We start from the raw sequence: 6,337 nt of genomic DNA, 5'->3' as shown, positions 1-6,337 counted from the left end.
CAGTGATCGCGCTCGATCGCCGGGGGCGGTGGGGAATTGAGGGGGCATCAGCCGCCGTCGGGCGGCGGCCTGGAGGCGAGGCGTCGCCGATCCCCGCCCAGTGGCGGGGAGTTGGACGGGCACCAATCCCCGTCCGGTGGACGAGAGTTGATCGGCCACCCATCCCCGTCCCACGGCCGCGAGATGGGCGGCCGCCAATTCCCGCCCAGCTGACGCGAGTCGAGCAGCCGCCGACTCCCGCCCGGTGGACGTGGGTCGAGCAGCCGCTAATCCCCTTCCGGTGCCGCGGAGTTGGGCAGCCGTAGCGTGAACACGGAACCGGCGCCGGGTTCGCTCGCCGCCTCGACCGTGCCGTCGTGGGCGGCGACCAGGTCGCGGACGATGGACAGGCCCAGGCCGCTGCCACCGGTGCGGCGGCTACGGGACTGGTCGGCGCGCCAGAAGCGTTCGAAGACGTGCGCGAGGTTCTCGGGCGCGATGCCGGCGCCGGTGTCGGTGACCGTCAGGACGATGTCGTCGCCGTCGCGCCACGCGGTCACGGTGACGGTGCCGTCGGTGGGCGTGTGCCGCAGGGCGTTGGACACGAGGTTGCCGAGCACCTGGCGCATGCGGACCGGATCCGCCTCCAGCCAGAGGGAGTTGTCCGTCTTGCCGGTCAGGGCGACCCCGGCCGTGTCGGCGGAGACGCGGTACGCGGCGACGACCTGGTCGACGAGGTCCTCGACGCGCACGGGTTCGCGGTGCAGGCGCAGGGTGCCGGCGTCGGCGGCGGCGAGGTCCTGGAGGTCGTCGATGACCCGCTGGAGGACCATCGCCTCCTCGTGCAGGGAGCCGAGCAGGGCCGGGTCGGGTTCGACGAAGCCGTCCCGGGTGACCTCCAGCCAGCCGCGGATGTTGGTGAGGGGGCTGCGCAGTTCATGGGCGATGTCGCTGACCATCGCCTTGCGCTGGGCCTCCATGCGTTCCCGGCGTTCGGTGAGGTCGTTGAACGCCTCGGCCAGGAGGCCGGTCTCGTCCCGGGTCCGCACCGGCACCCGGACGTGCAGCTCCGGCGGCTGCCGGGCCGCCTCGGTCAGCGCGCGCAGGGGTCGTACGAGCCGCGTGGCGACGACCGCCGTCACCAGGACCGTGAGCGCCAGGACGGCCGCCGCCGCGCCGACGACCTTGGCCTTGTTCGCCGGGGAGACGTCGAAGCGGGGGGCGGTGGTGTCGCCGCCGCCCAGGAAGAGTTCGGCCACCGGCGCGACGTAGGGGGCGAGTTGGGCGCGGCGGGCGCTGTCGGTGCAGGCCTCCGCCTTGCGTATGTCGGCCGCGTCGCCCAGCTTGTTGTACGCGCCCGTGACGTAGCGGGAGCCGAGGTTCTTGTCGAAGACGTCGACGCCGAAGTAGGGGACCTTGAAGCTCACGCCCTCCCGCGACAGGCAGGGCTGGGCGCTGACGATCAGGCTCTTCAACGCCTTGCCCTCGGTGGCGGTCGGGGTGTTGAGCTTCCCGTCGGCGCACTGCTCGGGCACGTAGCCGTTGGCGTCGTTGCCGTCCGCGTCGGTGAGCACGGGACGCCCGCTCGGCGTCATCGTGATGGTCGTGTCGATGCCGTTCTGTTTGAAGCACGCCTGGCGGTCCTTCGCCAGCCCCGCCAGCCGGACCCGCTCCTTCGCGGTCACCCGGTACGGTCCGACGACCCGGGGGTCGAGGCCGCTGAGCTGGGCGCCGGGTTCCGTGTACGTGTCGGTGTGCAGGGGGTCGACGTTCGCGGCGGCGCGGGGCGGCAGGGAGGTGCCGTGCGGTGCGGAGTCGGCGATGAGGACGCGGTCGGTGGTCGTGAGGGCGATGCGGCGGCCCATCTTCTTCGACAGGGCGCGGAGGGAGGGTTCGACGCCCTTCCACTCGGGGTGCGTCGCGGCGTATCCGCTGAGCTGCGCGAGGATGCGCATGTCGTCCGCGAGGTCCTGTCCCTGTTCCTCCCGGATGGCCCGGGTGGTGGTCTGCACCGCCAGCCAGGCCGTCGCGCCGACCGAGCAGAGCGCGATCAGCACGGTGGCGACGAGCAGCCGGACCAACAGCCGTTTGCGCAGCGGTATCCGGGGCCTCACGCGCGCCCGCCGCGCAGCTTGTAGCCGACGCCGAACACGGTCAGCAGCCGGACCGGCCGGCGCGGGTCGGCCTCGATCTTCCTGCGCAGGTTCATGATGTGGACGTCGACGGCGCGTTCCGTGGACGCCCGGTCGAGGCCCCGGGTGTACTGGAGCAACTGCCGCCGGGAGAAGACCCGTTCGGGTTCGGCGGTCATGGCGAGGAGGATCTCGAACTCGGCCGGTGTGCAGTCGACGGGCACCCCGTCGCAGCGCACCTCGTGCCGTACCGCGTCGACGGACAGCCCCGCCGCCCGTACGACGGTGTCCTCCTGCCGGTCGTCGGTGGTCCGGCCGCTGCGCCGCAGGACCGTGCGGATGCGGGCCATCAGCTCACGCGGACTGTACGGCTTGGTCATGTAGTCGTCGGCGCCGAGTTCCAGGCCGAGCAGGACGTCGTCCTCGGTGGAGCGGGCGGTGAGCATCAGGACGGGGATGTCGTCATCGCCGCGCAGGACCCGGCACACCCCGAAGCCGTCGATCACGGGCAGCATGAGGTCGAGCACCACGAGGTCGGGTCTCAGTTCCCGGGCCGCCGCGATGGCGGCGGCCCCGTCGTGGACCACGGTCGCGGTGTGCCCTTCCGTCAGCAGGGAGCGTCGTATCAGCTCGGCCTGCATCTCGTCGTCCTCGGCGACCAGCACATGTGCGCACACCTGGCGGATCCTAGGCGGTCAGTGGTCGAGGGCGGCTGCGTCGCCCATGACGACGACGGGGTGCCGGGCCGGGTCCAGGGTGCGCAGGAGTTCCTTCATGTGGTCCTCGGCGATGCTGACGCAGCCGTGGGTGGGGCCGCCGTGGTCGACGTGGATCCAGATGCCGCCGCCGCGCGAGGAGCCGAGGGGGCGGGTCCAGTCGAGGGGCGAAGTGCCGGGCTGCCGGTTGTAGTTGATGGCGATCACGTAGTCGAAGGACCCTGCGAGGGGTTCGCCCTCGAAGCCGGTGCCGGGCGAGACGAAGCCCGTCCCCCGGTCGTACGACAGCTTGGTGCCGGGGTCCTTGAGCAGTCCGCCCGCGTCGGTGAGCGAATAGACACCGATCGGTGAGTGCAGGTCACCGGCCATGTGGTGGCTGGACCAGCCCTTGAGCGCGTTGTGCGCGGCCCAGCTGGCGGTCTGCTCCCAGCCGTCGTCGGTGCGCTCGTACAGGGCCAGGGTGGAGAGGGGCGAGTTCGCGGCCCGGCCGGTCACCAGGACGACCTGTTCGGTGGTCGCCGGTATTCGGGCCAGCATCTTGGGCCCCACGCCCGGGAGTTGGCGGGGTGCCGCCTCGGCGGATATCTCCGACGAGGGCGAGGGCGACGGCGCGGACGAGGAGGCGGCAGTGGGGGCGGACGTGTGGTCCGTCGCCGCCAGCGCACCGCCGCCGCATCCCGTGAGGAGAACGGATGCGGCGACCAGTGCGACCGAGGGAATACGAGTGATCATGAGTCGACGATGACCGACACATGTGAGGAACTCGTCAGTTCCTACGGCTGGGTCGGCTTGCCTTTCGTGTAGAGCCAGGTGTGGAAGAGGGCATCCAGGCTTGTGCCCGATTTCTGCTCCGCCAGGCTGATGAACTGTGCGGTGGTTCCGTGCCCGTAGCGGTGTCCGCTCGCCCAGGCGCGCAGGATCGTGAAGAAGGTCTTGTCGCCGACGGCCAGGCGCAGTTCGTGCAGGGCCATGGTTCCGCGGGCGTAGACCGGCGTGCCGAAGATGTTGGCGCCGCTGCCCGGGTCGCCGGGCGGGAACTCCCACAGGCCGTCGGTCGCCTTGCGGGCGTACAGGGCGTCGAAGTTCTGCTGGGCGGTCTTGCCGCCGTGCTGCTCGCTGTAGAGCCACTCCGCGTAGGTCGCGAAACCCTCGTTGAGCCAGATGTCCTTCCAGGAGGTCAGCGACACGGAGTCCCCGAACCACTGGTGGGCGTTCTCGTGCACGAGGGTGCTGAGGTCGGGCGCCGAGTCGTAGAGCGGCCGGCCCTGCGTCTCCAGCGCGTACCCGACGTCCGGGGCGTGGTCGACGATCGACCCGGCCGAGCGGAACGGGTACGGGCCGAACAGCTTGCTCTCCCACTCCAGGACGGAGGGCAGTTGCTTCAACACGGGCGCGGCGGCGGTGGCTTCACGCGGGTCGACGGCGTTGTACACCTTGACGCCGTCGCGGGTGGTGTACTGCTCGACCTTGAACTTCCCGACCGTCGCCGTGGCGAGATAGGCGGCCATCGGCTCCGGCGCGTGCCAGCGGAACGTGGTCTTCCCGTGCGTGGTCTTCTGCCCGAGGAGAACGCCGTTGGCGACCGCGGTGCGCCCCTGCGGGACCGTGATCGTGAAGTCGTACGACGACTTGTCCTTGGGGTGGCTGTTCGCCGGGAACCATGTCATCGCGCCCTGCGGTTCGCCCGCCACGAAAGCGCCGTCGTCGGTGGCGATCCAGCCGTCGGCCGAGCCGTCCGGGTCGGTGACCTGCTGGGGGATGCCGTCGTAGGTGACGGTGACCTGGAACCGCTGCCCCTTGCGCACGGCCCGGCGCGGGGTGACGACGAGTTCCTGCCCGTCGCGGCGGAAGTCCGCCTTGGCGTGGTCGACGGTGAGGCCGGTGACCTTGAGGCCCTTGAGGTCGAGGTCGAAGCGGGTGAGCTTCTCGGTGGCGCGGGCGGTGAGGACCGCCTTGCCGTCGAGCCGGCGACTCGTCGGGTCGTAGCGGAGCGTCAGGTCGTAGTGGGCGACGTGGTAGCCGCCGTTGCCGGAGAGCGGGAAGTACGGGTCTCCCGCGCCGGCCGACCCGGTCGTCGTGGCGCCTGCGGGTGCGGCGGCCGCCAGCAGGGCCGCGAGGGCGACGGGGACGGTGGCCACGACTGCGCTGCGGCGGAGGACAGCGGTGCGTCTTGTGGACTGCTGCCGGGGTGGCGTCACATGCGCTCCTACGGGTGAGGGGGGTTGATCATCCGCCTCAGAGACTAGGCCGACGTCTCCCTCGGACTCCCTCTTGTTAAAGCAAACTTGTTGAGCGGCCAGTGGCCGGCAACGTGAAACTTGTTGAACAGCTAGTGGCTGGGCGCGAGGAGCGGTCGTTCCGGAGCGGGTGTACCACCGGCCCGGTCGATGGCGCGCAGTTCGTCGAGGCTGTCGGCGAGGGTGCGGTCCGCCAGTGCGTGCAGGACGGCCGCCTCGGTCTCGTCGGTGAGCCTGCGGAAGTACTCGGCGGAGTGGTTGGTGACCAGGCACTCACGGGGTCCCTCCGGCCGGGGGGCCCACAACGGCTTGTCGCCGAGGGACGAGCGGTAGATCTGCTCCAGCGTGATCTGCTCCGCGGGCCGGCCGAGGCGGACGCCTCCGCTGCGGCCCTTGATGGACGTGACGAGACCGTCCTGCACCAGCGGGACCATCAGCTTGCGCACCAGGCTCGGGTTCGTGTCCAGACTCCTGGCGAGCTGGGTGGAGCTGAGCACGGGACTGCCCTCCTCCTCGGCATGACCCAGCAGGAGCATGGCCTTCAGCGCACTGGAGAACCGCACGTCCAGCATGGTCGTACCCCTTTCGTAGGCCGCTCGGTCCGGCTGTCTCCCGACGACGCCATATTAGCAACTCTTACAGTTGCACTTCCGTCGACGCATATGTACTTTTCACACATGCAGATTGTGGCCGGCCAAGTCGCCCGTCTGCCGCACGAGCCCGGACATCGACGGGCACCACAGCGAGAACCGGAGAACGCCATGAGCACCGAGACCGAGATCAGGCAGATCGTCTCCCGGTACACCCGGGCCGCGGACAGGCGCGACGGCGAGGAACTGGCACAGCTCTACGAGGCCGACGCGGTCGTCGAGATCCACTACCACCGCGGGCCCGAGGGAACGGAGTTGCTGGGCAAGCTCTCCGGAGGAGCGCAGATCGCGGCGGCCATGTCCACGGCCATGGCACCGCACCCGCCCCTCGGCTGGAGCCACCACACGACCTACGACCACGTGGTCTCCGTCGACGGCGACGAGGCCGGCATCGACACCCAGTTCATCACCTTCGACGTCATCGGAACCAGGAAGCCCGAGGGCGGCTGGCCCGCCGGCACGTTCGGCGCCCAGGGCACCATCAAGCCGATCGAGTCCGGGTACTACCGCTTCACCTTCCGCCGGACCGACGGCGTGTGGCGCATCCGGCACCAAGACGTGGTCCACGACATTCCGTACGTCTTCTGAACTCCCGGCGACACGCTGCGGGCCCTCCCGGACAC

6 protein-coding genes are annotated in these 6,337 nt (G+C 70.4%); 1 reads left to right on the top strand and 5 read right to left on the bottom strand.

The annotated features are described in order from the left end of the window. Positions 1-266: 266 nt before the first annotated feature. The 5 genes from ACNFOC_RS13475 to ACNFOC_RS13455 form a co-directional block, all read right to left on the bottom strand. Positions 267-2,093, bottom strand: coding sequence for a sensor histidine kinase (locus ACNFOC_RS13475; protein ID WP_416959351.1), 1,827 nt, complete (start codon positions 2,091-2,093; stop codon positions 267-269). Continuing rightward, a complete protein-coding gene (locus ACNFOC_RS13470) occupies positions 2,090-2,788 on the bottom strand; it encodes a response regulator (protein ID WP_416959350.1) in 699 nt (232 codons plus the stop codon). Before ACNFOC_RS13470 ends, ACNFOC_RS13475 begins: the two co-directional genes overlap by 4 nt. Before the next feature lie 18 nt (positions 2,789-2,806). Beyond that, complete coding sequence (locus ACNFOC_RS13465) at positions 2,807-3,559, bottom strand: L,D-transpeptidase family protein (RefSeq protein WP_416959349.1); 753 nt, start codon at positions 3,557-3,559, stop codon at positions 2,807-2,809. A 41-nt stretch (positions 3,560-3,600) separates the two neighbouring features. After that, entirely contained in the window at positions 3,601-5,025 is a 1,425-nt protein-coding gene (locus tag ACNFOC_RS13460; protein WP_416959348.1) for a M1 family metallopeptidase, read from the bottom strand. Positions 5,026-5,156: 131 nt separating this feature from the next. Beyond that, complete coding sequence (locus ACNFOC_RS13455; RefSeq protein ID WP_416959347.1) at positions 5,157-5,636, bottom strand: RrF2 family transcriptional regulator; 480 nt, start codon at positions 5,634-5,636, stop codon at positions 5,157-5,159. Positions 5,637-5,825: 189 nt separating this feature from the next. Between ACNFOC_RS13455 and ACNFOC_RS13450 the strand changes: the two genes are divergently transcribed. After that, complete coding sequence (locus tag ACNFOC_RS13450) at positions 5,826-6,302, top strand: nuclear transport factor 2 family protein (RefSeq protein ID WP_416959346.1); 477 nt, start codon at positions 5,826-5,828, stop codon at positions 6,300-6,302. Positions 6,303-6,337 lie beyond the last annotated feature (35 nt).

The sequence above is a fragment of the Streptomyces colwelliae genome, assembly GCF_048158785.1.
Classification (GTDB): domain Bacteria; phylum Actinomycetota; class Actinomycetes; order Streptomycetales; family Streptomycetaceae; genus Streptomyces.
The sequence above is the reverse complement of the archived record's forward strand: the minus strand, read 5'-3'. Positions and strand labels throughout refer to the sequence as shown.